Raw genomic sequence first — 24,057 nt, 5'->3', positions numbered from 1 at the left:
TAATTACATCTTTACTCCATTATTCTTTATATATCTCTAATTTTTATTTTTTATAGCTTTTTTAATATCACCTGACTTAATATGATTTATTAATTTCTTAATTCAATATGCTTAAGTGGTTCGCAGTTAAAAAACAAAAGCTGCCCCTTAAATGGAGCAGCTTATACATCACTTATTCTATAGCATCTTCGTCTTGAACATTTTCATCTCTTGGACGCATCGTTGGGAAGAGGATAACATCGCGAATTGACGCAGAATCCGTCAATAGCATCACTAAACGGTCTATTCCGATTCCGAGCCCGCCCGTAGGAGGAAGACCATATTCTAGAGCTTGTACAAAATCTTCATCCATAATATGAGCCTCATCGTCCCCTTTTGCCCGCTCGGCAGCCTGAGCTTCAAAACGTTGCCGTTGATCAATTGGATCATTTAACTCGGAAAAAGCATTGGCTAGTTCACGTCCAAATATAAACGCCTCAAACCGATCGGTATATTCGGGTTGCTTAGCATTGCGTTTTGCTAATGGAGATATTTCCACAGGATGTCCAATGATAAATGTCGGCTGTATCAAATTTGGTTCAACAAAGGCTTCAAAAAACTCATTAATGATTTTCCCTCGTGATGCATCTGCCTGGACGTGTATGCCCTTTTCACGAGCTTTATCACGAGCTTGTTCATCTGTTATGATTTCCCTAAAGTCTACTCCGGAATACTCTAATATTCCATCAAGCATGGGAAGGCGCTTCCACGGTGTCTTAAATTCAAGGGGTTGACCTTGATAGGTAATTTCGGTAGTACCGTGAACTTTTTGCACAATATGCGCAATCATTTCTTCAGTCAATTCCATAATATCTTCATAATTCGCAAACGCTTGATAAAGCTCCATCATAGTAAACTCGGGGTTATGTTTGATTGAAATTCCCTCGTTTCTAAAGGTTCGTCCAATTTCATAAACCTTTTCAAGTCCACCTACAATAAGACGCTTTAACGGAAGCTCGAGAGCAATCCTCAAATATAGATCCATATCAAGAGTGTTGTGATGAGTAATAAATGGACGAGCTGCTGCCCCCCCAGGAATAGTATGTAAAGTAGGCGTTTCTACCTCAAGGAATTCCCGCTCCTCTAGAAACTCTCTCATATAACGAATTATTTTGCTTCGTGTCACAAAAACCTGACGAACATCGGGATTCATTACTAAGTCCAAATAACGTCTGCGATATCGGGTTTCTACATTGGTTAGCCCATGAAATTTTTCAGGGAGTGGTCGCATAGCTTTAGACAGAAGCAAAACCTCTACTGCATGAATAGATATTTCTCCTCGTTTAGTCCGAAAAACCTTCCCTTTTACTCCGATAATATCGCCTACATCGAATTTAGAGATTAGGTCAAACATAGTTTGCCCCAATTCGTCCATTCGAATATAAATCTGAAGACGTCCATTAAGGTCTTGTACATGTGTAAAGATAACCTTGCCCTGATCACGCTTGCTCATAATTCGGCCAGCAATACTTACTTCTTGGCCCTCTAGCTCTTCAAAGTGCTCTAATATCTCAGAGGTTTTATGGGTTCGCACATAGCGATCAGCATAGGGTTCAATATCTGCTTGGCGAAGCATCTCAAGCTTTTCTAAACGAATTCGCCAGAGGTCGTTGGTATTATCCATCTTTATTCCTCCATCAATTATTCTCTATTACCAATTTTACCAAACTAAGACTTCAATAAACAAGTTTAGATATAATCTTTATATATCGTTTGCTCAATAAGGACTATATTCCATATTTTGGATTAACAAAATCAATAAACAAAGTGCAGCATCTGTGCGTGGCTAAACCAAACCAGTCACAGAAACACTGCACTCTCTAAAGCTAATGTGTCTACACAAATTTCAAATCTTTGAATGTTAAAGTCTATTTAATATCAAGAATTTGATAGTGTAAAATACCTGCTGGAACATTTACTTCGACTACGGATCCTTTAGTTTGGCCTAAGACTGCTTTTCCGACAGGAGATTCATTGGAAATTTTATTAGTACCTGGGTCAGCCTCAGCTGAACCGACAATGAAATATTCTTCTTCATCACCGTAGTCTAAGTCTTTGAGGCGTACTTTTGTACCTACCGCCACAACATCAGTTCCTTCAAGTTCATCAATTATTCGCGCATTTCTGAGCATCTTTTCAAGAGTGATTATCCGGCCTTCGATAAAGGCCTGATCATTTTTAGCATCGTCATACTCAGAGTTTTCACTGATATCTCCAAAGTCAATGGCCTGCTTAATGCGCACGGCAACTTCCCGCCGCTTCACAGTTTTAGATAGTTCCAACTCCTCCTCAAGCTTCTTGAGGCCTTCTAATGTTAGAATAACTTCTTTTTCAGCCATATTTTCCTCGCTCCCTTTTCTCGTCCTACGCATCACGCTTCTATACTGACTGTACCGAGCGTTTTAAGAACCTTATATGCGTAATTCCTTTAATATAGGAACTCCTTAAAAAATTCCTCATTTGCATTACTCGTTATTATAAGGACCTGGCAAATTATTGTCAAGGACGCACCTCTTAACGTTAATAAGGCATCTTGTCAAATTATTTATTATTTCGGCAAGATATCCAGTGTTACCCTGAAATCCTAGTTAAGACTGCTTGCATTTCTTCGACGGATCTGGTTTGCATTATCTCATCACGAACTTTTGCAGCCTTGCTAATTCCTTTGATATACCACACAGCATGTTTTCTCATTTCGTTAAGACCGATTCTTTCACCCTTATAATGCAACACACGTTCAAAATGTTTTAAGGCAACCTGTATACGCTCTTCAATGGAAGGCTCAGGTAATATTTGCCCATGCTTCAAAAAAAATTGGGTGCGCGGTATGAGCCAGGGATTTCCTAATGCTCCGCGTCCGATCATTACCCCGTCACATTCGGTTTGCTCAATCAATCTACCGGCATCTTCAGGCATTAGCACATCCCCATTGCCAATCACCGGAATACTGACTGCCTTCTTTACTCGTCGAATCCATTCCCAGTCGGCATGCCCAGAATAAAACTGTTCACGAGTTCTTGCATGAACGGTTATCATCTGAACACCAACTGACTCTAACCCTTTGGCCAGTTCAAGCGCCACTATTTCCCTATCATTCCAACCAAGGCGTATCTTTACTGTTACAGGTATATTGACTGCGCGGACTACCGCTGAAGCAATTGCCTGAGCACGGGGGAGATCCTTTAGTAATGCCGATCCTTCACCATTTTTGATAATTTTTGGAGCAGGGCATCCCATGTTGATATCAATAATATTAGCATTGCACTCTACAGCCAATTCAGCTGCTTTAGCCATTGTCTCGGGTTCATTGCCGAATAACTGTACAATCCTTGGTTCCCCTTCACCACTTAAATCCAGCATCTGCAAAGTTCTCGAGTTTTGATAAGTCAGTGCTTTGTCACTTATCATTTCAGTCCATACATAATCTCCGCCAACGGAACGTACTGTTTCTCGAAACGCTTTATCTGTTACCCCAGCCAAAGGTGCCATAAACACCGGGACTCCAAGTTCATAATGTCCTAACTTCATATTATTATTCCTCTTAGTTACTATTTCCTGTTACGCTCATAGATTAGTAACAGCCCCTCAAGAGTTAGAAAAGGATCTACTTTTTGGATCATTTCTGACTCTTGAGAAATCATTTTTGCTAATCCCCCTGTGGCAATCACTTTGGTCTCAGGCCCTAGTTCACCTTTCATACGTTTAACGATGCCATCTACTTGACCGGTGAATCCATAGTATATTCCGGATTGCATCCCTGCTACTGTATTCTTGGCAATGACAGATGTAGGTCTAACCATCTCAATTCGGGGCAACTTCGAAGCCCTCTGAAATAAGGCTTCTGTCGAGATTCCAATTCCCGGTGCAATTGCCCCGCCTAAATACTCTCCCCGTTTCGATATTACGCAAAATGTTGTTGCAGTGCCAAAATCCACAATGACTAGAGGGCCGCCATATTTAGTATATGCAGCCACCGCATTCACAATGCGATCAGCGCCGACCTCTCTTGGGTTGTCATAAATAATAGGCATTCCGGTTTTAACACCCGGCCCCACAACCAAAGGTTCTACTCCAAAGTATTTTCGTGCTAGAGCTTCTAGGGTTGGCATTACGGGAGGAACTACCGACGAAATTACAACTGCATCAATTTCTTCAAAACTCAACCCACTTAAATCAAATAAATTTTTAATAACCACTGCGTACTCATCCATAGTTCGAGACTTATCTGTGGACACTCTCCAATGATTAGTTAACGTCCTTTCATCATAGACTCCTAACACAATATTTGTATTACCCACATCAAATAACAGAATCATAATACCGCTCCTTTTAGTTCAAGATCCTACAATCAGATCAAACCTAATGCTGCCGATCCATTTCAACATCAAGAATAATTCCTAACATAATGACTAATACTGGTAAAACACTAAAAGGAAGCCATAAACCAGTGAAAGGACCCGTGCCTTATCACCGATGTTATTGCATTTTCATCTTGAAAAAGTTAAAAATATCCCTTCTTAGACCGCAGTTTGACCTCTCCTGCCGAAAACGTTATCTCCTTGTTTCCAGTTTCTAAGATCAGCGCCCCATCAATTGAGATCCCTTTAAAGGTACCTTCAATTACGTCCTCTCCCCGCAATATTCTTACCCCTTCACCTAAACCAATGGCTCTTTTAGTCCATTTAGATTTCAACTCATCAAACTTCTTTTCTTCGAGGCAGATCAATTCTTTTTCAAGGTTTTCCAAGATTTTTGCTGCCAATAAATTAAGGTCTATGTCAAACCCCAAAATTTCCTGAAGAGTAGTAGCCGGAAATGTATTATTCAATTGCTCCCGAGGAAAATTTACATTCACTCCCATTCCCAGGATTAAAGTTTGAACTGTATTCCACTCGCCCACAACTTCTCCAAGAATTCCAGCAAGTTTCTGTCCTTTATGAACAAGATCATTGGGCCATTTGATTCCTATAGGCAACTCAAAAAGTTCCTGCAAAGTGTCCACAATCGCCACACTCGCTGCAAGGGTTATTTTTGAAGCATCAGCCAACGACAGGTTTGGCCTTAGAACAACGGACATCCATAGTCCCCCTGCCGGAGACTCCCACTGCCGTTGAAGTCTTCCCCGCCCCGCTTGCTGTCGACACGCTAATACAGTCAGTCCGTGTATGGCACCTTGGCGAGCCAGCTCCTTTGCCCGATCATTTGTCGAGGATAGCTCATCAGAAAAATCAACAACTCTTCCCAATGCTTGGGTACTCAACGCCTGCTTAAATACCCACTCATTTAAAGCAAGAGGGGTGCTCAATAATCGGTAGCCATTCTTGGTTTGGGCCTCAATATCAAAGCCCTCTTCTCTTAATATCTTAATCTGTTTCCAAACAGCAGCTCGAGTGACATTTAATTGGTTGCTTATTTTCTGACCAGACACGATCTCATCTGGTTGTGCTGTCAGAAGATAAAGGATGTCATGACGCAACATTTAAGATCCTCTTTCCCAACTTGCTCTGGTTGTAGCCTTTATTTCTCCTATGTCAAGACTGAAGTCCATTGCCCTAACTGAATGTGTTAATGCCCCAATTGAAATTAGGTCAACTCCTGTCTCAGCCACCTGGCGAAGTTGGCCCTCCTGAATTCCCCCTGATGCCTCAACAATTGCCCGCCTATCGATGTACTGAACCGCTAGCAGCATTTCGTCAATTTTCATATTATCCAGCATGATTACGTCGACACCGCAGGCTACAGCTTCCTCAACCTGTTCCATTGTCTCACACTCAACCTCGATCTTAACCATATGTCCAATTGTAGTCCTTACCCTTTTAACGGCTTCTGTTAAGCCACCTACTGCCGTGAGATGATTATCTTTTAGCATCACCGCATCATAGAGGCCAAAGCGATGATTCTGTCCACCTCCAACTCTAACTGCATATTTCTGTAAAGAACGCCAGCCTGGGAGGGTCTTTCGGGTATCAACTATACAAGTTGATAGGCCTGAAACTTGGTCAACAGCCCGTTTCGTTGCCGTAGCAATTCCGGAAAGATGCTGTAGAAAATTCAAAGCTGTTCTTTCGCCCTGTAAAATACCGCTTAGAGGCCCATTAAGTTCTATTACGACCTCCCCAACCTTGACCTCATAACCATCTTTAACCAGTTTGCAAACCTCAATCCTCGGGTCTACACGCTGGAAAACCTGCTCAACAAGCTCCAAACCAGCAACTACCCCATCCTGTTTAGCGTACAATTTGGCCATACTTGTGAGATCATTCGGAAAAATCTTAGTGCTAAGATCCCCTGTCCCAATATCTTCAATCAACGCTCGATCAATCAGCTCTTGAAACTGAAATGTAGCGTACATAATTATCCTCCTTACATTGAAGAGAGTGCTTCTGCCACCCATCAAGATCGAGCCGCAAGGGGTAGTCCGAACGGAAATGTCCCCCTCGGCTTTCTTTTCGATCCAAAGCCGCTTTAGCAATAGCTGCCCCAATTATCAACATGTTGACAGTTTCATAGTCATCCACGGAAGGAGTTAATAAAACCTCCCGTTCCCAAGCCGCAAGTAACCTTGATGCCTCTTTGAGACTCTCTTCATTCCTCAAAATACCAACCTGACTCCACATTAAGTCTTGAATTTGCTTGCGCAAGCTCACCCCTGACATCTTAGACATATTTGTTCCAGCTTCAATTCCACATTGACTATCTTCTGGACTCACAACCTCTTCCCAGCAAGGTCGCTTACCATCAAACTTATCTCTTATTCTTTTAACGATACGTGCACCAAATACAAGTCCATCTAATAAAGAGTTGCTTGCTAACCGATTAGCTCCATGAACTCCATTACAAGCACATTCTCCTGCTGCATAAAGCTGAGATAAACTGGTTTCACCGTATGAATTTGTCGCAATCCCACCCATCATATAGTGAGCAGCCGGGGCAACTGGCAAAGGCATTGTTAATACATCTACACCATACTTCAAACAGGTCTTGTAAATGTTGGGGAATCTCTCAAGAATTCGTCTCTCTCCAATAGGGCGAAAATCCAGATAAACCGAGCTTTCATTCATTTCTTTCCAAATTCCTCGGGCCACAATATCTCGTGCAGCAAGCTCTTTCCCGTCTATCTTATCCATAAAGCGTGAACCGTTAGCGTTGATTAAATGTGCACCTTCACCACGCACAGCCTCAGAGATAAGAAAGCGAGGGGCATTTGGAATTAATAATGCTGTAGGATGAAATTGGACAAATTCCATGTCCATTAAGTCTGCCCCAGCACGTAACGCCACCGCCATTCCGTCACCGGTTGCAACATTAGGATTTGTGGTAAAGCTATAGACCTGACCCAAACCTCCTGTTGCCAGAACTACTGCATTTGCCAGATGTCCTTCCAGTTCTCCAGTCTCACCGTTCAAAACTAAAGCACCTATAATATCTCCATGAACATTTTCTAATAAGTCAATTACAAAGCGATCTTCAAAAGTACTAATCTCTGGAGTGGACTTAACCTTAGCAACTAAGGCCCGCTCAATTTCCCAGCCAGTAGAATCCCCTAAGGCGTGGAGTATTCGTTTTTGACTATGGGCACCTTCACGAGTAAGAGCAAGTTCTCCATTCTTATAATCAAACTGAGCCCCCATACCCATGAGCTCTTCAACACAAACAACGCCCTCTTCGACTAAAATTTTAACCGTTAAGGGATCACAGAGGCCCGCACCTGCTTTTAGAGTATCCTGTAAATGCTGCGTAGGTGAGTCAGCCTCATCAATGGCTACCGCAATCCCACCTTGGGCATGTTCAGTATTGCTTTCTTTAATTGTTTTTTTGGTTAGAACTGTAACCTGAAAATACTCACTTGCTTTAATTGCCGTATATAGACCCGCTATACCGCTTCCCAATACTAGTACGTCTGATTCAAAAACCCTTACCCCTGATTTTGACCAAGGGCACAAATATCGTCTCAAAACACCCATCCCCTGCTCTTCTGCTGCTTATAAGGCCAGCATTCGCTCTAGTGTCGCTTTGGCTTTTACTCGAATATCCTCTTCTACTGTGACCCGGGGAGAGAGGGTTTTTAGTCCATCGCGAACCTTCTCTAAAGTTGTCATCTTCATATTTGGACAAACAAGTCGTTCTGAAGCAAGATAGAATTTTTTCTCCGGGCAAACTTTTTGGAGTTGATGTAATATCCCTGACTCTGTTCCTACTATAAACTCTTGACTTTCAGAGTTCTTCGCATAGTTGATTAAGCCTGCAGTAGAGCCTATATAATCTGCAACTTGGCATATTTCCTCCCGACATTCTGGGTGCACGATAACCTTAGCCAACGGATGCTCTTTTTTTACCGCCTCAATGTCATCGTTGGTCAGGCGATCGTGTGTCTTACAATAACCAGGCCATAACTGAAGTGAACGTCCCAAGATTTTAGCTGCATATCGTCCAAGATTTTCATCAGGAATAAATAAAACATCCTCGCTGGCTAAAGACTGTACTACTTTAACTGCATTAGAGGAAGTACAACATATATCGCTCTCGGCTTTAACTTCTGCCGAGGAATTAACATAACAAACCACTTGAACTCCGGGAACTCTCTTTTTATACGCCCTTAACCCCTCTACATCAACCATATCCGCCATAGGGCAACCCGCATTTAACTCGGGTAATATGACAATTTTATCAGGGGATAAAAGAGCAGCACTTTCCGCCATAAAATGGACTCCGCAAAAGACAATCACTTCTGCATCAGTGTCTGCCGCTTGTTGACTTAATTGCAGAGAATCTCCAACAAAATCAGCAATATCCTGAACCTCCGGCCTCTGATAATAGTGTGCCAAAATAACTGCTTTGCGTTCTTTTTTTAATTCTTGTATTTCCCCAGCTAAATCTTCGAATAAGTCTCGACTTATGCTATAATTCATATCTTTACACCCTTTCTAAGTGACTAATACAAATAGCCAAGGCCTTAAGCTTACACCTTAGTTAAAGCATTTGGCTTTGTCAAGCCTTCTGCCCATGGACTTCCCGATCAGAAATCTTGGTCTCCTGGTTCTTCTCATCAACAAAGACAACTTTTGGGGTATACTGCCGAGCTATTTCATCTGTTAAGACGGCATAGGAAATAATGATAACTTCATCTCCAACATGCACCTTACGGGCAGCTGCACCATTCAGACAGATTACTCCTGAATTCCTCTCTCCAGGAATAACATAAGTTTCGAGTCTTTCTCCGTTATTATTGTTTACAACTTGTACCTTTTCATTTTCTAATAGGTCCGCTGATTCCATTAATGCGCTATCAATTGTAATACTGCCTACATAATGGAGATTTGCCTCTGTTACTACCGCTTTATGAATTTTTGATTTCATCATTGTTCTATACATCTCGCTTAACCTCCACAACCTTATTATCAATTAAACGGGTTGTTCCAAATTTAACGGCTAAAGCAATTAAAACTGGTCGCTTAATATCTGTCACTTCGGTCAAGTCACTGGCGTCCCTAACTTCAACATAGTCAATGACCCCTTGACTTTTTAAGGTTATACTCTTTTTTATCTGTTCTTCAACTTCTCGAGCTGATTTCTGCCCCATTTGAATGCTTCTCTCGGCTTCATTAAGGCTCTTAGACAGAACTAAGGCTTCCTGCCGTTGTTCAGGATTTAAAAAGACATTTCGCGAGCTCATTGCCAACCCATCGTCTTCACGCACAATGGGAACAGGACAAATCTGAATCGGAAGATTGAGATCAGTAACCATCCGTTTAATAATTAGATACTGTTGATAGTCTTTCTGACCAAAAAAAGCCATATCCGGTTGAACAATATTAAACAACTTATTGACTACCGTTGCTACGCCACGAAAATGCCCGGGACGGTTTGCCCCGCAAAGCATCTCATCCAATTCTCCGACTTCCACAAACGTTACCATTTTCTCAGGATACATTTCCTCAACGGTCGGATGGAAAAGGATATCAACCCCAGCTGCCTCGACCAAAAGAGCATCCCGTTCTATGTCTCTGGGATAACGCGTCAGATCTTCATTAGGGCCAAATTGTAAGGGGTTAACAAAAATGCTCACTACCAAGAATGCACCCGTTTCTTTAGCTTTATCAATTAAGGTTAGATGTCCATGATGTAAAAAACCCATAGTTGGGACGAAAGCAATTTTTCGCCCCCGTTTTTTTTCTTCGGTTATAATATTACGCAGATCGGATATACGAGAAGTTCTCTTCATTTGACATTCCACCTTTCTTTAAGAAAAACGGTTTAAGCAATTATCCACCAAGCAGCCCTCTCAACATATCCAGCTCTTCTAGAGGATAACTTAAGCCTTGAATAGATCTCTTGCTTTCCCCTAACTCTAGAGCTTTCAACCCTAAACCCTTATAAATCTCTGTAAGCCTAGGCGGCAGTTGGTCTAAATGTCCTTTTACCACTTGAGCATCTCCTCGAGCAATTGGGCCCGTTAACGCTTGAGGTAACCCAACTCGCTCTAAATTAGAGAGGGTTCCTTGCATTAGTGGCAATAACGAAACTAATGCTTCGTCTCTTGGAATACCTGCCTCGGCAAAAAGGTCTACCGCCATGGAAGCAAGAACAGCCAAATAATTTGAGGCAACAACTGCACCGGCATGATAAAGAGTCTTTTCGCTAGCCAAAATCTTATGCGGGATACCACCAAGATCTTTTACAATATCTGTGCCTAGTTCCTCTACCTCACCTTCTACGCCAAAATGAGTTCCCGACAGGATCATCAAAGCATTCTCCACACTTGCAAAGGCTTGCAGAGGGTGTAACGATAAGCACCTGACCGGCAAATCTTCCTGAACACGTAAAATTGCCGAAGGAAGGGATCCCGAGCAATGAATCCAGACTTGGCCTGGAACAACAAGGTTCTTGGCGACCAGCTTTTCTGCAATCAAAGGGATTACCCCATCCTGAGTCGTAACGAATAAACAATTTACTGCTGGCACAAGTTCCTCTAATTGCAAATGATCCTTGTTGATAAAACCTCGAAAACGTTCGTAAGAGAGACGACTTCGGGTATGAACCCCTACGCACTGATGTCCCGCCTTCGTTAACTGTACCGCCAAAGCAGTTCCTACAATTCCTGCTCCAATAATCCCAAATTTCATCCCGATCTCCTTCTCATAATTAACAATTCAAACTTAAGTACTTTCGAACAACAAAAAAATACCCCCACGAGCGTGAAGGATATCGTTCCCTCCGTCTCGGTCTTCAAGATCCAAGCGGGCTATTTATTTAATAAAAGCACTGTCAAACTAAATTTAAACCTGCATGAATTTTAACACATTTCTTATAATTCTGACATCGTAAAAATATTTTTAAATCTAATTATAGTACAATTCATGGTTTGATATTGTCTAATTAGATTTATAGTTTATTTGTGGTCAGAGGATAGACCTTCCCTTCCCCTTCAACTTCATTTATTGATCTTCCGGAAGGCAAGATGAGTTTCGGAGCTATTTCTCGTAAAGGGGCAAGCACAAAAGCTCGTTCTTCCAAATACGGATGGGGTAATTTTAACTCTTCAGACTCACTAACCCTATTATCATAAATAAGCAGGTCAATGTCAATCGTCCTTGACCCCCAATGTTCTTTGCGAACTCTCCCTAGGCGAAGTTCAATTTCCTGACAAACATGAAGGAGGTCCAATGGTTCTAAGCTTGTCTCGATTTCCACAACCTGATTCCAGAATAAAGGTTGATCTAGTCTTCCCCAGGGTTCGGTTTCATAGATACGAGATGCCGTAATAACTCTAATAGCTGGGCCTTCCAAAGCTGAAATAGCCTCGCTGAGATAATATGCTCGATCTCCCAGATTACTTCCTAATCCTAAGAATGTTCTCATTCAATCACCTGCTTCGCCAAATCTCCACTGAAACATCTTTAAAAAGACCTTGGATAGGCGCTTGTGGTTTATGCACTTCTACTCGCAGAGACTTACAGGCAAACTGATCCAGTACTTTCTGAGCAATTTCTTCCGCCAAGCGTTCTATTAACAGATACCTGCCTTCAGTTACGCATGTTTTAATCACTTGATACACTTCACCATAATGAATGGTATCTGCCACGCTATCTGAGGAGCCTGCCTTTTGTAAATTATAAAAAAGATCCAGATCAATTAAGAATCTCTGTCCCAAAACCTGTTCTTCCGGCATTACCCCATGGTACCCATAAAATTCCAGACCCCTTAAATGAATAACATCATGCTCCGACATAGCCAGCTCCTCTCTGTCCTCTTACAATCGCATCGGCCATTTGCATTGCCCTTTTGTTAGCCTTAACGTCGTGAACACGAATAATATCTACTCCCGAAACAATCCCTAAAACGCTTGTGGCCAACGTCCCTTCTAAGCGCTCATTGACGGGTAGGTTTAATGTATTTCCGATCATTGATTTACGCGAAGTTCCCAATAATACCGGACGCCCTAAGGTCTTAAATTCCGCCAAGCGAGCCATAACCTCAAGATTTTGTTCCGTCGTTTTCCCAAATCCGATTCCCGGATCAACAATGATTTGATCCCTCTCCAGACCATTGGATTCAGCTAACTCGATGCTCTTTTGTAAGAATGCAAAAATATCGCCCATTAAATGATGATAGGCTGTCCCAGCTTGATTGTGCATAACAATAACAGGGACATGGAAATCACCAACTACTTTAGCCATATCAGGGTCTTTCTGCAATCCCCATACATCATTGATCATGTGGGCACCTGCTTCAAGCGCTTTAGCTGCTACACTAGCCTTATAGGTATCCACTGAAATGGGAACATTTACTCGTTCTAGCAGCATCTTTAATACCGGTTCTAAGCGCCTCCATTCCTCTTCGGCACTAATTCCCGAGTAGTTTGGACGTGTTGACTCTCCGCCAATATCTAGAATATCTGCGCCATCATCTATCATACACCCAGCTTGAACAACAGCGTCTTCTAGGTTATTGAATTTACCGCCATCAGAAAATGAATCCGGAGTTACATTTAAAATCCCCATTACAAGGGTACGCCCCCCCAGAATAAGTTCCTTTCCTCGGCAATTGATACTTCGGGTCTGGGCCGGTTCTAAATCAGTTAGCAGTTGCTTAAGAGCATGTCCAACCTTTTTTAGTCCAAATGGTTGTGCTAACACCTTCTTCGCCAGGTGCTCTAATTGCCGCACTGTACCTAATAACATGACATCTGTTGCATCTATGTTATTAGTTATAACCTCCCGGTGTACAGCAGCATCCCCACCTACAGAAAGCATCTCTTGTTTGAGTATATGGGCTACTCGCAGCGGAACTTGCTCCAGTTTTATCGCACGCCCTATTCCCTTCCCAACCATCTGGGCTACTCCCCCCGGATCGGATCCTATCTGTGCCAATGCTATTTTAGATTCTTGCAAATTATTAATCGCAACCCAGCGCATTCCATATACTTGCATTGTTGCCTCCTTAATACATAATCTGCTTCATCGCAGGCTTAAATTTATAGCATGAACTTTGAGCTTTACAATATCGACAATCTCTTGACCAATCATCGGCTCTAGCTAATGCCTCACCTAATCGACTTAACGTATCATTAGGGTGTAGCCGATGTTCGCGAATCCCCTCTAAAATGACTCCGATATCCTCTGAACAAAAATCACAATCTACAAGCAAAGGGTACGCCAAACGAGCACTTGCCTCGGCATGATCTTCACCTGTCTGATATTCGACCCAACGTCCAATATCATGAAGTAATGCTGCAGCATAGATTAATTCTTTGGAGGATTGGGAATCTCCTTTTTCTAAGAGGTAAGCATAAGCAATACGCGCAACATTCAGTCCATGCTCAAAGCCATGTTTACAAAAAAGCCGCTCTTTCTCTAATTCAACGTTTTTTTGCAAATAGCTTGCAAAATCCTTATGGTCTATTAAACGATTGACGCGTGCCATTGAATACAAACTATCCCACACCCCTCATGATCGCATTCTTAGCGGATTCTACGACTCCTGAGAATCAAAGTGTTTCGCTTGTTTAAAAGTATACGACCCTTTGAAGGATGGGACTCGCAAGGATTTTCTGGCGATACTGACAGTCATCCCTCTCTGCTTAAGGGTCACGGCTTCAAGTTCCGAAAAATAATCCATAAGGGTAGCTTGATCTCCAATCGCACTTACTTCGTAGGGAACCCCCTCCGACCGGTTCACAGGTACTTGATTTACCAAGATGGTTGAATTTCCACTTAACACAATGGCGGTGGAACCAACGACTCGTTGATCATTAATACTAATTGCTTCCGCTCCGGCTAACTTCAAAATATTGATCATAGTTGCAATATCATTGGTGTTGAGGGGAAAAGCAACTTTATTACTACGGTCATCGATACTGATCAGTATTCCCGGGCCTTCAACTGCCTGTGTACCATCAAGCATTTGCAGTTGTTTTAAGTGTACCAGAAGTTGCGGATCCGTTCCCACCTGTTTACGCGCCACATCCAACCTTGCTGATAACTCTTGATGCTCTTTTTGGAGCTGAGCATTTTGCTCTTGAGAATTTATAAGAACCGCCTTCATTTGGCTCATACGTTGTTCACTGATTTGTTCTGCAGCCGATACATTTTTTTGAGTTTGGGCCTGTAGGGCAATCAAAAAGCCTAAAGCAATTGCTACCATAGTAACAGGTAAAGCTAAAGTTCTTTTCCAACGCTGCATTATGTTCCCTCCTTGACAGGTTCAGCATAACGGTATTCTTTTAGTTTGCCAGCAGGAGTTATAATATTATCTAATACTTCAAGCTTTCGTGTTATACCATACTGCTCCTGAAATTCTCCAAGTCTATCCCAACCATAAAACTTCAATGCAGCAGATAGATTATGCGAATCACCGATTGCCCCAATCACATAAGGAGGCATTTGTCGAGTGCCGTTAATCTGAATAAACGAGCCCCCGCAGAAAACCTCTGTATGGGTGGTTACACGCTGTCCATTAATAGCGACGGCTTCCGCCCCACCGTTCCATAGAGCATTTAAAATTTCGCGAATATATTCCTCATGAATATAATACTTATTCTGGTCTTCGTCTCCAGTAGCTACACGTGTCGAGTCATCTAATGTAATTTGCACACCTGGCCCTACAAGTTCTACTAAGCCGGCATTCATCATCGCCTCTTGTACTTGCTGATTTAATAAAGACGACGCACTCTGGCCTTGGGCATATTTGACTAACTCCTCTTGGATCTTGGCATTCTCTATAGAGAGTTGTTGGTTTTCTTGTTCAGTTTTAATTAGACTAGGAACAGCTGTTTCTTGAAATGTCACCTGACTGCCCGCTACTCCCTGGGCTTTAATCAGGAGGACAAAGAGAAATCCAAGAAGAATTGTTGATAAACCCAGGAGAGACCGTTCCTTTTTATCTAAATGCATTCATTACACCTCCATTTGCCACTGCTACTTGAAAAAAGGACACCCCTGCGGGCGTCCCTCCTTTATTCACTCAGCCATTCTTCGCCGGCTTTATTGTAGTCTATAAGTTCCTCAGGCTTGAAGTAAAGAGCAATTTCCCGTTCAGCACTAGCGAGAGAATCCGAACCATGTATAACATTTCTGCTAATATCCATCCCATACATTCCTCTAATAGAGCCAGGATTAGAATTTGCCGGGTTTGTCGCTCCCATCAGCTCACGAGCTAAGGCAACAGCATTCTTGCCTTCCCAAACCATCGCCACTACAGGAGAAGACATGATGTAATCAACCGTAGGCTCAAAGAACCCTTTGCCCCTATGCTCTGCATAATGTTCTTCCGCCAAGCCCCGGTGCACTTGAATAAGCTTCATACCTACGAGCTTAAAGCCCTTTTTTTCAAATCGACTAATGACCTCTCCCACTAATCCCCTCTGAACTGCATCTGGTTTAAGCATAATAAATGTGCGTTCCATCCTACGTCCTCTCCTTAATTCGAAACTTCTATAATCTATTGAATTTTATTAAACGCATCCTCAATTGTTTGACTCGGCAATTCCGAATCTTGTTTTTCTTTTATTTCAAGACTGTCTAATCCGTCAACGGATTTCTCACTGCCCTCAATCCTTTGATCGAACTTTTCCATTAACGCTGCAAAATCTTTGACATCAAGAGTTTCCTTCTCCATTAATGCCTGAGCAATGGCATGTAACTTATCAATATTTTGCATAATGAGATCTTGAGCTTTCTGATAGCAACTATCAATAATGCGTCTGGCCTCTTTGTCGATGGAGTATGCTACAGCATCACTATAACTGCGGTCACGAGAAATATCTCTACCTAAGAAGACTTGTTCTTCTTTATGACCAAAAGTAAGCGGACCCAATTCCTCGGACATTCCTAATTCCGTAATCATTTTACGCACTATTCCTGTGGCACGCTCCAAGTCATTTGAGGCACCTGTGCTGATTTCATGAAGCACTACTGCTTCAGACACACGCCCACCAAGCAGCATTACCACTTGATCAAGCAGTTGTGACTTGGTCATATAATTTCGATCTTCCTTTGGTAGAAGAAGTGTATAGCCTCCTGCTCTCCCGCGCGGAATGATGGAGACCTTGTGTAAAGGATCTGTATGAGTGAGAAGTTCCCCTAACAGTGCATGCCCGGCTTCATGATAAGAAACCAGCTTCCTCTCAAAAGGACTAATGACTCTGCTTTTCTTCTCCGGCCCAGCAATTACTCGCTCAATCGAGTCTTCTACAGCCTGTTGTTTTATCTGAGTTTCATTCCGCCGCGCGGATAGAAGAGCAGCTTCATTTAAGAGATTCGATAAATCAGCACCAGTAAATCCAGAGGTTTGACGAGCAATAACCTCTAAATCAACGTCTTTTGTCAGTGGTTTATCCTTAGCATGAACTTTAAGAATCTCCTCCCGACCTTTAACATCCGGGACATCAACAATCACTTGTCGATCAAAACGGCCGGGACGCAATAATGCTGGGTCAAGAACATCTGCTCTATTTGTAGCCGCAATGATAATGACTCCATCATTACCGTTAAACCCATCCATTTCTACAAGAAGTTGGTTCAGAGTCTGTTCCCTTTCATCATGTCCTCCGCCTAAACCAGCTCCCCGTTGTCGGCCAACCGCATCAATTTCGTCGATAAATACGATACAAGGAGCATTCTTCTTGGCTTGTTCAAATAAATCCCGAACTCGAGAAGCCCCGACTCCAACAAACATTTCAACAAAGTCTGAACCACTTATGCTAAAGAATGGCACCCCAGCTTCTCCCGAGACCGCCCGTGCGAGTAAGGTTTTACCCGTTCCGGGAGGTCCAAACAGCAGAACACCCGTAGGAATCTTAGCACCCAACTCATGAAACTTCTTCGGAGACTTTAAGAACTCAACAACTTCCTGAAGCTCTTCTTTGACTTCGTCGGCACCAGCAACATCTGCAAATGTCACTTTTTTCTTATCTTCGCTAACCAAGCGAGCTTTGCTCTTCCCAAACTGCATCACTCGGTTACCGCCGCCTTGACTTTGCTGCATCATAAAGAAAAACAAACCTACAATAACAATGATTGGCAACATTGTAGTTAGAAGACCCATCCACCAAGGAGACTTCGGTGGCGATTCCACAACCAGTGGAAGGCCATGAGCATATAAATCTGCTACAAGTTGCGGGTCAGAGGCAAGTCCGATAACCTCATGTTTTTTCTCGTCTTTCATAGTAACGGTATACTTAGTGGAGTTGTTGTCAACAACGGCCACCACACTTTTAACCTGATCCTCAACAACCGCCTTTTTGAAAGCGTTATAATCCAGACCTACCTCTTTATTAACAGGAGGGGTCGACCACTTTATTAAGACTATTGCCATGAGAATTATAAGTATATAAATTGCCGCATTCTTTAAGACCTTCAAATATGGTCCTCCTCTCTAGTTAAGAAGCTACTTCAATTAAGAAGCAATTCTTCATATTATACCATGCAGTATCAGTTTTTACAATGAATTCAAATTGCTAACACCCCTTCGTGGTACAAGAATACAGTAGATTTTTTCCCCATTATAACCGAAATGATATAGCCCACTTTGGCGAATCCCCGGGATCCATAGCACCTCGTTTCCAAGAGCAACTAAAGGTATTTTGCTCCTCTCTTTCTCCCCTATCTTTGCCTCCTGAAAAACCTTTTTAAGCGGCTTATGCCCAACACCGCGAATCCACATCTTGTCCCCTTCTCTTCGATAGCGGCACACCAATGGCTCTGCAACAGATGTTAAGAAGTCACGACTAAAGACTGCCATCTGATATTCAAGTCCTTCCTCTGTTTTTAACGAGGTAAGATCCTCCTCTCCCAGAAAGCCAATAGCTATGTCAAGTTCGGGAATTTCTGTCCACTTTTGTAAGAATAACGGGGTTTCTATGTCTAGCCCCGGTGGAGCAGCTGACTTGTCACCCCCCCTATTTGATCGAACTCTATTGGGTTGTGGAGGGCTAAATATCAATCCTTCATTTGTAATCTCAACTCTCAAGCCCGGCAAGTCCTGCATCCAACCGAGCCTTGCCTGAGAAGACATAATCTTACTAATATAGGAAAAACCTATTCCTCGAGGCTCCTGGGTGACTTGCATCGCGGCCTTTCGCAATAAGCGAGAAAGTATGGCGGCAGGTTCTTCAAATACATTCAAAGTAAGGCAAGTGGTTCCTTTAGGAGCTTCTCTGTGATAACGAAGCCAAGCAGCCTCTACTTGTTTCGTTAAATATTCTTCATCCCAACGCAAGAGCTCTCCGGTACGCCCTAAAATCTCCTGAATGCGGGAATTGTAGCTTCTCTCTAATTCTGGCAGTAACTCTAAGCGGATACGATTCCTTACGTATATTGGCTCTTCATTTGAATGATCCAGGGCATAGGGAATTGCTTCTCTAGCACAATAATCTAAAACACTTGCTTTGGAAAAGGTAAGCAGAGGGCGAATAATTGAGTCCTTGGCAGGGTACATTCCAGCTAATCCTGCCGTTCCACTTCCTCTAAGCAGACGATATAGAATCGTCTCAGCTTGGTCTCCTAGGTGATGAGCCGTAGCCAATAGAGAGCATTTATACTCTTCCATGTCTTCTTTCCAACGCGCATATCTCCACTCTCGGGCGGCTTCCTGAAACGATTTTCCACTTTCTTTAGCATATTGCTTTGAATCAAACCGATGAATAAGGCAGGGAAGCTTCCACTTGTCAGCCATTTGTTGAACCAAGACCGCTTCATCATCGGACTCTTTTCGAACCCCGTGATGTACATGAGTTAATACAAGAGATATTTCTTTGCCCGATTCCTCCTGTACATATCTCCAAAGGATATGACTTAAAGCCATAGAATCTGGCCCGCCAGATACTGCAACCATAACTTTCGTTTGCGAAGGAATTAATTGAGGCAGTATGTATTTGCGCAAATGCTCGTACATCTTGCGCCTCCTTTGTTCATTATATCTTTCCACTGAAAAATTACTTTATAACCTATCCTCTTAAACTAGTTTAACACTTTCTCTAAAAACAAACACTCTTTGTCCATAAAATTGTAGTACCTTTGATAATCAGTAAAGCCAGATGCGATATCTTTTGTTTTTTAAAAGGTTAACTCTGAAATTTTTTCAGGGATACACAATTACCCGTTCAACAAATAGAAAAAGCCCTGATTTCTCAGGGCTCAATTCTTTCAAACAAGACCATACTTTTTAGAACAATCCACTTACCTTACCAGTCTTTGTATCCACATCAATTCTTCGGTAAGCTGGGTCTGAGCTTGTTCCTGGCATTAAACTAATTGCACCTGCCATTGGGCAAAGGAATTTTGCTCCTCCGTAAACTAATACATCACGGATAGGCAGTCTCCAACCTTTAGGAACACCTTTCAGTGCGGGATCATGAGATAAACTCAAATGAGTTTTTACCATCATGGTTGAAAAATCAGCATAATAGGGATCTGATTCAAATCTCTTAGCCTTAGCTTCAGCCTCAGGTGACCAATCGACACCGTCTGCACCGTAAACTTCCTTAGCAATAAGCTCAACACGTTGACGAAGGGGCATTTCTAGTGGATAGAGGCATTTAAAATTGGACTCTTCTTCGCAGGCATCCATAACAGCATCCGCTAACTCTAAAGCGCCATCGCCGCCATTGAGCCAGTGATCTGAGTGGGCACAACGAGCACCCGCAGCTCCAACTATCTTCTTGATCAAATCGATTTCAGCTTGAGTATCTGTATAGAACCCATTAATGCAAACAACAGGTACAATACCGGATTTCTTAATGATTTCTAGGTGATGTAATAGATTCGCACATCCCTTTTCAACCAGTTCAAGATTTTCCTTGGTGTACTCATCAGGTAATGGACGACCTGGTACCACTGCTGGTCCGCCGCCATGCATTTTAAGTGCACGAATCGTTGCCACAAGAACAGAAACATTTGGCTTTAAGCCACCCAAACGGGCTTTAACGTTCCAGAACTTCTCAAATCCAATGTCGGCAGCGAAGCCACTTTCAGTAACATGATAATCAAACATTTTCAGACCAACCCGGTCCGCAATAATGGATGATTGCCCGATTGCAATATTAGCGAAAGGACCCGCATGAACCATAACCGGTTGACCTTCAGCAGTGTAACAAATAGTTGGATTAATCGTGTTCCGCATCCAAGCAGTCATAGCGCCGTCAACTTCTAAATCTGCAGCAGTTACAGGTTGACCAGTTTTGTTATAAGCAACTACGATCTTCCCAATCCGCTCTCTGAGATCCGGCAGATCTTTAGCGACAGCCAAAATAGCCATTAATTCTGATCCAACAGCAATCCCGAATTTTGACTGCATTTGGAAACCATCTTTTTTACCGCCAATACCAATAATAATATTTCTTAGTCCCTGAGCAGCATAATCGATAACCCAGCCCATTTCCACATTTTTAGGGTCTATGTCCAAACGCTTCAAGCCTCTTTTAGCTAACTCTTCATCCGTATAGTTAGCCTCATGCTGCATCCGGGCATTTAGGGCAACCATGCAAAGATTATGAGCGTTCATGATGTCATTAATATCTCCTGTGAGTCCTAAAGAAAACTCAGTCATTGGAATCAAGAGGGCGTTACCACCACCTGCAGCAGTACCCTTAATATTCATAGTTGGGCCGCCGGAGGGTTGACGTACTGCGCCGCCAACATTCTTGCCTCTCTTAGCCAGTCCTTCAATAAGCCCCAGAGTCGTTGTAGTTTTTCCTTCACCGAGTGGTGTTGGAGTGATTGCTGTTACTTCAATATATTTGCCATCAGGTTTATCTCCAAGGCGCTCCATCATTTTCAGAAAGTCTACTTTAGGGGTTTTTCCATATGGGATTATTTCCTCTTTTCTGAGGGATAACTTTTCGATTAATTCGTCCACGGTAGGCATGTTTTTCTCGGCCTCTTCGGCGATCTGCCAGTCTTTAAGTTTTGTTGCATCCCAAGCCATTTTTAAATCCGCTCCCTTATAATAAATTTCTACTTTCCCTAAATAATATGGAAAGCTTTCCCGCACCTCAGTTAACAGTAGTATCTAAAAATAGTCAATCCCTTCGCAGCCTCCTAATCAATAAGAATTAGTATATTCCACAAAATGTATTTTTATTTTAAGTAAAAAATACATTGCAGAGTTAAAATTTTCCCAACAATTATTTCTGACTCTGGGTGCCGGGCGGTCTCGAAATAGACACAATAGTTTGATTCGACACGCATTTCTGATATCCTGCTTTTAATCTAATCTTTTAGGCATGTTTTCCGCATCAAAAATATCAGGTACTCCAAAAGTTTTTTCGAATGACCATGACTATCCCATCATCATCTAAATCCCCCCCGCTTACTCTGCGAGCTTCCTGACCAATAAGATCCGCCATTTCCTGAGATTTATCTAAGGGAGTCTTCTCTAAAAACTCCATAATCCAGTCCCCCCCTTCCTTTATAACATCTTGCACTCCATCGGTTAACAAAATCAGCGCTTCCCCACTCTGCATATCCATTTCAATGATGGGAGTATCAATCTGGTTTAAAATACCTGCAGGAAGGCTTGATGATTCGATTTTTTTAACTCCATCTTGTCCAATCAAATAGGAGGGTGATGCCCCTACTTTTATTAACTTCAACCCGGTAGATTCTAAATCAAGAATGGCCATGTCAATGGTTACAAAGCTTTCTTCGGGCGATCGCAATACTAAAATGGAATTAAGTGCTTGAATAGCACCCTCAGGCTTAAAACCCGTTGTTAACAGTTGCTCTAGAAGGGTTAAGGCCGTCGCACTCATCTTCGCAGCATTTTTCCCCACACCCATTCCATCACTCAGAACAAAGGCATGTTCTTTTGATGAGAAGGCAATTGAAGCATAATTATCTCCACTCATTCCGTTTCCGGTTTTAGCAAATGTGGTTATCCCTACATCTAGAAAGAAGCGACGCCGACGTGCTAGATTTGATGGTTTTACTACTTCCCAGTTATGTTGTGTGTGCAGCTCTTTCGCCAAATTTCCGATAACTTGTGAAACGTTGAGAAATTGCCGGGACAATGCCTCTTGATTACCTATCAAGCGGCGTCGCCATGTTTCTTGGCTCCTTTCTTGCTCAATAATAAACTGAACTCCCAACAACATCTCTTTTAATCTCCCACAGTGTCGTTTCCACTCAATTGGTAAGGATTGCAATTTTATATCTGTTTCTTTTTCTACCAGGCCAAAAAGCTCGAAAAAAATATGGTATGTTTTGTAAAACTCTCGATTCCAACATACATCCATTGTCGGACAGGAATGGCATACTCGCTCAACTAGGACATTCATTAATTCCGGAACCTCAGGACGCATCTCAAAAGACTCCGCTTCCGCAGCCTGATAACTCATTGCAATCTGATCAAAGATCTCCGACAAAGCCTTAACTTTAGAAACTGTTGTCTCAACTTCCGGTATAACTTTAGGCTTTAAAAAATTCTTTTCCGGTGTTGCTCCTGGCCAAATCAAAAAGAGAAACAGGCCAACCGTTGAGGAAATAAGCTGAGAATAGATTGCCTCCTGTCGCAGGAAAATAGTAAGAATCAGCATAACCGCTATAAAGGCTGTCCCTATTCCCAGTTTGCCAAATCGCCGGAAAGCTCCGGTACAAAATCCTGCCAAACCATATATTCCCGCATCAATCAGATTCTGAGTACTTATCGACAATTGGGGCATAAAACCGAGCAGTGCTCCCACACCTGCAGCAGTTCCGGACCCATAACGTTCTGAAACAAATAAAGTGAAAAAGCTCAACAAGACAATAGCAAAATTAATTCCCATGACCTGAACCCCTTGGAGACCGCTGATTACACCAATTAGGATAAAAAGCCAAGCAATACCTTGTTCGTTTTGAAATTCGCCCTTCCAAATTACTTCCTTATGACATAAAGCAAACCAAAAAATAATTGAGCATCCTCCTACAATCATTCCCTGCAGAGCAACTATCAAAAAGGCATAAGGATCAGGATCTGTAAAGGTAATTGTAAGAAATGAGACTAAGGCTGTCATAACGCTTGTTGCTCCAACCAAATAAGCCCCTTCGTGATTTTTCTTCCGCACTAAAGGTAAAACAACCATCAAGGAGGCTAAAACAGCTACACTTTTTAGGACGAAGGATATGTCATTTAATGATACCATACCGATTAAAATACCAAGTATACCAAACGGAAAACCTTTCTCCCCTCTAAGTATCAATGCTGCCCCAAAAGCGACCCCGAAGGGGTATAACTCAAAAATGCTTCCTCGAGCCAACACCCCCCCTAATAACATGGGAAGAACCGCACTTTCAATGGAAATTCTGCTTCGCAGACCTTGATCTAGTTTCAGTGTCGCCCACTCTGCCATAATGTCACCTCTTAACCATTTATTGGTAATATTATAACTTAAATTATTGGCAAAGCTTGTCTAGTAACGTCAATAACGCACAGAAACTTTCGACTTCATTCATAGTTAATCTCTTAAAAATACCGAGATGTTCTTTATGGCAAAGATATATTCCAGCATTTTAGTAATTGTCTCAAATTAAAATATTAGAA

General features: G+C 42.3%; 22 protein-coding genes. All 22 read right to left on the bottom strand.

Annotated features, from left to right (window positions below):
- Positions 1-172 precede the first annotated feature (172 nt).
- Positions 173-1,663 (bottom strand): lysine--tRNA ligase, encoded by a 1,491-nt coding sequence (gene lysS / locus DESMER_RS00440; protein WP_014901123.1) that lies wholly within the window; start codon positions 1,661-1,663, stop codon positions 173-175.
- A 244-nt stretch (positions 1,664-1,907) separates the two neighbouring features.
- On the bottom strand, positions 1,908-2,378 hold the full coding sequence (gene greA / locus DESMER_RS00435; protein ID WP_014901122.1) for a transcription elongation factor GreA: 471 nt from the start codon (positions 2,376-2,378) through the stop codon (positions 1,908-1,910).
- Positions 2,379-2,610: 232 nt separating this feature from the next.
- Positions 2,611-3,567, bottom strand: a complete 957-nt coding sequence (dusB, locus tag DESMER_RS00430; RefSeq protein WP_014901121.1) for a tRNA dihydrouridine synthase DusB — start codon at positions 3,565-3,567, stop codon at positions 2,611-2,613.
- Positions 3,568-3,587: 20 nt separating this feature from the next.
- Positions 3,588-4,355, bottom strand: coding sequence for a type III pantothenate kinase (locus tag DESMER_RS00425; protein ID WP_014901120.1), 768 nt, complete (start codon positions 4,353-4,355; stop codon positions 3,588-3,590).
- 185 nt (positions 4,356-4,540) lie between these two features.
- Positions 4,541-5,518 (bottom strand): biotin--[acetyl-CoA-carboxylase] ligase, encoded by a 978-nt coding sequence (locus tag DESMER_RS00420; protein WP_014901119.1) that lies wholly within the window; start codon positions 5,516-5,518, stop codon positions 4,541-4,543.
- Positions 5,519-6,391 (bottom strand): carboxylating nicotinate-nucleotide diphosphorylase, encoded by an 873-nt coding sequence (gene nadC, locus DESMER_RS00415; protein ID WP_014901118.1) that lies wholly within the window; start codon positions 6,389-6,391, stop codon positions 5,519-5,521.
- Positions 6,357-8,003 carry an L-aspartate oxidase gene (nadB, locus tag DESMER_RS00410; RefSeq protein ID WP_174278157.1) on the bottom strand — a complete coding sequence of 549 codons (1,647 nt, stop codon included), beginning with the start codon at positions 8,001-8,003 and terminating at the stop codon, positions 6,357-6,359. Before nadB ends, nadC begins: the two co-directional genes overlap by 35 nt.
- Before the next feature lie 18 nt (positions 8,004-8,021).
- On the bottom strand, positions 8,022-8,948 hold the full coding sequence (gene nadA, locus DESMER_RS00405; RefSeq protein WP_014901116.1) for a quinolinate synthase NadA: 927 nt from the start codon (positions 8,946-8,948) through the stop codon (positions 8,022-8,024).
- A gap of 79 nt (positions 8,949-9,027) precedes the next feature.
- Positions 9,028-9,411, bottom strand: a complete 384-nt coding sequence (gene panD / locus DESMER_RS00400) for an aspartate 1-decarboxylase (RefSeq protein ID WP_014901115.1) — start codon at positions 9,409-9,411, stop codon at positions 9,028-9,030.
- Positions 9,404-10,261: a pantoate--beta-alanine ligase gene (panC, locus tag DESMER_RS00395; RefSeq protein WP_014901114.1), complete on the bottom strand. Its 858-nt coding sequence runs from the start codon at positions 10,259-10,261 to the stop codon at positions 9,404-9,406. Before panC ends, panD begins: the two co-directional genes overlap by 8 nt.
- Positions 10,262-10,301: 40 nt before the next feature.
- Positions 10,302-11,162 carry a Rossmann-like and DUF2520 domain-containing protein gene (locus DESMER_RS00390; protein ID WP_014901113.1) on the bottom strand — a complete coding sequence of 287 codons (861 nt, stop codon included), beginning with the start codon at positions 11,160-11,162 and terminating at the stop codon, positions 10,302-10,304.
- A gap of 259 nt (positions 11,163-11,421) precedes the next feature.
- The gene (folK, locus tag DESMER_RS00385) at positions 11,422-11,898 is read right to left on the bottom strand and encodes a 2-amino-4-hydroxy-6-hydroxymethyldihydropteridine diphosphokinase (RefSeq protein ID WP_014901112.1); all 477 of its coding nucleotides are present in this window, start codon (positions 11,896-11,898) and stop codon (positions 11,422-11,424) included.
- 4 nt (positions 11,899-11,902) lie between these two features.
- Positions 11,903-12,268 (bottom strand): dihydroneopterin aldolase, encoded by a 366-nt coding sequence (gene folB / locus DESMER_RS00380; RefSeq protein ID WP_014901111.1) that lies wholly within the window; start codon positions 12,266-12,268, stop codon positions 11,903-11,905.
- Entirely contained in the window at positions 12,255-13,469 is a 1,215-nt protein-coding gene (gene folP, locus DESMER_RS00375; RefSeq protein WP_014901110.1) for a dihydropteroate synthase, read from the bottom strand. The genes folB and folP overlap by 14 nt, the downstream gene beginning before the upstream one ends.
- A gap of 10 nt (positions 13,470-13,479) precedes the next feature.
- The gene (locus DESMER_RS00370) at positions 13,480-13,962 is read right to left on the bottom strand and encodes an HD domain-containing protein (protein ID WP_014901109.1); all 483 of its coding nucleotides are present in this window, start codon (positions 13,960-13,962) and stop codon (positions 13,480-13,482) included.
- Between the two features lie 48 nt (positions 13,963-14,010).
- Positions 14,011-14,721, bottom strand: a complete 711-nt coding sequence (locus tag DESMER_RS00365; RefSeq protein WP_014901108.1) for a DUF881 domain-containing protein — start codon at positions 14,719-14,721, stop codon at positions 14,011-14,013.
- Positions 14,721-15,431: a DUF881 domain-containing protein gene (locus DESMER_RS00360; RefSeq protein ID WP_014901107.1), complete on the bottom strand. Its 711-nt coding sequence runs from the start codon at positions 15,429-15,431 to the stop codon at positions 14,721-14,723. Before DESMER_RS00360 ends, DESMER_RS00365 begins: the two co-directional genes overlap by 1 nt.
- 62 nt (positions 15,432-15,493) lie before the next feature.
- On the bottom strand, positions 15,494-15,943 hold the full coding sequence (ndk, locus tag DESMER_RS00355; protein ID WP_014901106.1) for a nucleoside-diphosphate kinase: 450 nt from the start codon (positions 15,941-15,943) through the stop codon (positions 15,494-15,496).
- A gap of 35 nt (positions 15,944-15,978) precedes the next feature.
- On the bottom strand, positions 15,979-17,898 hold the full coding sequence (gene ftsH, locus DESMER_RS00350; protein ID WP_014901105.1) for an ATP-dependent zinc metalloprotease FtsH: 1,920 nt from the start codon (positions 17,896-17,898) through the stop codon (positions 15,979-15,981).
- Positions 17,899-17,976: 78 nt separating this feature from the next.
- Positions 17,977-19,431 carry a tRNA lysidine(34) synthetase TilS gene (tilS, locus tag DESMER_RS00345; protein ID WP_014901104.1) on the bottom strand — a complete coding sequence of 485 codons (1,455 nt, stop codon included), beginning with the start codon at positions 19,429-19,431 and terminating at the stop codon, positions 17,977-17,979.
- 270 nt (positions 19,432-19,701) lie between these two features.
- Complete coding sequence (locus DESMER_RS00340) at positions 19,702-21,462, bottom strand: formate--tetrahydrofolate ligase (protein ID WP_014901103.1); 1,761 nt, start codon at positions 21,460-21,462, stop codon at positions 19,702-19,704.
- A 319-nt stretch (positions 21,463-21,781) separates the two neighbouring features.
- Complete coding sequence (locus DESMER_RS00335; RefSeq protein WP_014901101.1) at positions 21,782-23,866, bottom strand: SpoIIE family protein phosphatase; 2,085 nt, start codon at positions 23,864-23,866, stop codon at positions 21,782-21,784.
- Between the last annotated feature and the right edge of the window lie 191 nt (positions 23,867-24,057).

The organism is Desulfosporosinus meridiei DSM 13257 (assembly GCF_000231385.2).
Taxonomy (GTDB): domain Bacteria; phylum Bacillota; class Desulfitobacteriia; order Desulfitobacteriales; family Desulfitobacteriaceae; genus Desulfosporosinus; species Desulfosporosinus meridiei.
The sequence above is the reverse complement of the archived record's forward strand: the minus strand, read 5'-3'. Positions and strand labels throughout refer to the sequence as shown.

Coding starts and splice junctions, on each gene's coding strand:
- DESMER_RS00425 (WP_014901120.1), bottom strand. CDS start 4,355: ATGATTCTGTTATTTGATGTGGGTAATACAAATATTGTGTTAGGAGTC.
- folK (WP_014901112.1), bottom strand. CDS start 11,898: ATGAGAACATTCTTAGGATTAGGAAGTAATCTGGGAGATCGAGCATAT.
- panD (WP_014901115.1), bottom strand. CDS start 9,411: ATGTATAGAACAATGATGAAATCAAAAATTCATAAAGCGGTAGTAACA.
- nadA (WP_014901116.1), bottom strand. CDS start 8,948: ATGAATTATAGCATAAGTCGAGACTTATTCGAAGATTTAGCTGGGGAA.
- folP (WP_014901110.1), bottom strand. CDS start 13,469: ATGCAAGTATATGGAATGCGCTGGGTTGCGATTAATAATTTGCAAGAA.
- DESMER_RS00420 (WP_014901119.1), bottom strand. CDS start 5,518: ATGTTGCGTCATGACATCCTTTATCTTCTGACAGCACAACCAGATGAG.
- lysS (WP_014901123.1), bottom strand. CDS start 1,663: ATGGATAATACCAACGACCTCTGGCGAATTCGTTTAGAAAAGCTTGAG.
- folB (WP_014901111.1), bottom strand. CDS start 12,268: ATGTCGGAGCATGATGTTATTCATTTAAGGGGTCTGGAATTTTATGGG.
- panC (WP_014901114.1), bottom strand. CDS start 10,261: ATGAAGAGAACTTCTCGTATATCCGATCTGCGTAATATTATAACCGAA.
- greA (WP_014901122.1), bottom strand. CDS start 2,378: ATGGCTGAAAAAGAAGTTATTCTAACATTAGAAGGCCTCAAGAAGCTT.
- tilS (WP_014901104.1), bottom strand. CDS start 19,431: ATGTACGAGCATTTGCGCAAATACATACTGCCTCAATTAATTCCTTCG.
- nadB (WP_174278157.1), bottom strand. CDS start 8,003: ATGGGTGTTTTGAGACGATATTTGTGCCCTTGGTCAAAATCAGGGGTA.
- nadC (WP_014901118.1), bottom strand. CDS start 6,391: ATGTACGCTACATTTCAGTTTCAAGAGCTGATTGATCGAGCGTTGATT.
- DESMER_RS00340 (WP_014901103.1), bottom strand. CDS start 21,462: ATGGCTTGGGATGCAACAAAACTTAAAGACTGGCAGATCGCCGAAGAG.
- DESMER_RS00360 (WP_014901107.1), bottom strand. CDS start 15,431: ATGCATTTAGATAAAAAGGAACGGTCTCTCCTGGGTTTATCAACAATT.
- DESMER_RS00370 (WP_014901109.1), bottom strand. CDS start 13,962: ATGGCACGCGTCAATCGTTTAATAGACCATAAGGATTTTGCAAGCTAT.
- ndk (WP_014901106.1), bottom strand. CDS start 15,943: ATGGAACGCACATTTATTATGCTTAAACCAGATGCAGTTCAGAGGGGA.
- DESMER_RS00390 (WP_014901113.1), bottom strand. CDS start 11,162: ATGAAATTTGGGATTATTGGAGCAGGAATTGTAGGAACTGCTTTGGCG.
- DESMER_RS00365 (WP_014901108.1), bottom strand. CDS start 14,721: ATGCAGCGTTGGAAAAGAACTTTAGCTTTACCTGTTACTATGGTAGCA.
- DESMER_RS00335 (WP_014901101.1), bottom strand. CDS start 23,866: ATGGCAGAGTGGGCGACACTGAAACTAGATCAAGGTCTGCGAAGCAGA.
- dusB (WP_014901121.1), bottom strand. CDS start 3,567: ATGAAGTTAGGACATTATGAACTTGGAGTCCCGGTGTTTATGGCACCT.